This is a genomic window from Desulforhopalus singaporensis, from assembly GCF_900104445.1.
Taxonomy (GTDB): Bacteria; Desulfobacterota; Desulfobulbia; order Desulfobulbales; family Desulfocapsaceae; genus Desulforhopalus_A; species Desulforhopalus_A singaporensis.
In genome coordinates this window covers 1-1022 of the sequence record NZ_FNJI01000014.1, presented here as the reverse complement: position 1 = coordinate 1022, position 1022 = coordinate 1, and the positions used below count along the sequence as shown (strand labels likewise).

General features: G+C 54.8%; 1 protein-coding gene. It reads right to left on the bottom strand.

Features of this window, described 5'->3' with window-relative positions; translation table 11 throughout:
- The coding region (locus tag BLQ17_RS22595) for an Ig-like domain-containing protein (protein ID WP_218121766.1) at positions 1-981 on the bottom strand (981 nt) is incomplete at its 3' end.
- Positions 982-1022 lie beyond the last annotated feature (41 nt).

The window sequence follows — 1022 nt, the reverse complement described above, 5'->3', positions numbered from 1 at the left end:
ATCGTTGGTGATGAAGTCACCCGCCACACCGGTATCCTCGGTAATAGCGGTAATTTCCACACTGGCCGCTGGCGGTGTCGTATCAATAGTAACGGTGAATTCAGTCTCGACACTACCACCGGCAGGATTGGTTGCCGTGGCGATCAGCTTATATGCGCCATCGGGGGTCAACGCGTCAGTGGCCGGGATCTTATAATTCCAGTTGCCATCATTATCAGGGGCTATTCCTGTAGCTAGAATTGTCCCATTTGACAATTTGAGTTCAACAGTCGCGCCGGCACTGGCGGTGCCCCAGATTTCCGGTGTAGCATCATCGGTGAAACCGCCGTCAAAAACGTTATCGGTTACCTCTCCTGCATCGTCAACGAGATAGCTGATTTCAACGGATACACTCGACGTATCGACAACAAACGTCATCTCGGGACTGCGTCCACTGGTGTTTCCGGCTTCATCGGTTACAGTATAAGTAACGCTCTGCTCACCATCGGTCATAGTGTTTGCGGGATCAAGCTCGACTTTCCAGCTACCATCTGTGTCGACCACAGTAGTAGCTATTACCTGATCGTTGCCATCGTACAGCGTAATGGTCTCTCCGGCTTCCTGACCGGTTCCGCTAAAGGTTGGACGATTATCATCGGTGGTATCACCTGCACCTACAGTGACAATCTCACCAACATTGTCGGTGACAATAGCAGGAGTATTCGGCGTATCCGGCGCCGTCACGTCATAGGTGACGGTAAAGGTTCCGGACGGATCGGACTCGTTGCCCGCCGGATCGGTCAGCGTCGCCGTATACTCTACGGTGCCGCTCTGGTTAGCCAGGTTGACGTTCCAGCTGCCGTTGCTGCTGACGGTGGTCGTCGCTACCACGGTGCCGTCCTGGGTATAGATCGTCACCACGTCGCCAACCTTGCCGCCGGTGCCGAACACCGTCGGATGGATATCGTTGGTCACCCCGTTGTCATACACCGGACCCTGCACCGCGCCCACATCGTCGTCGAAATAGTCGATCGCAGGTGCGT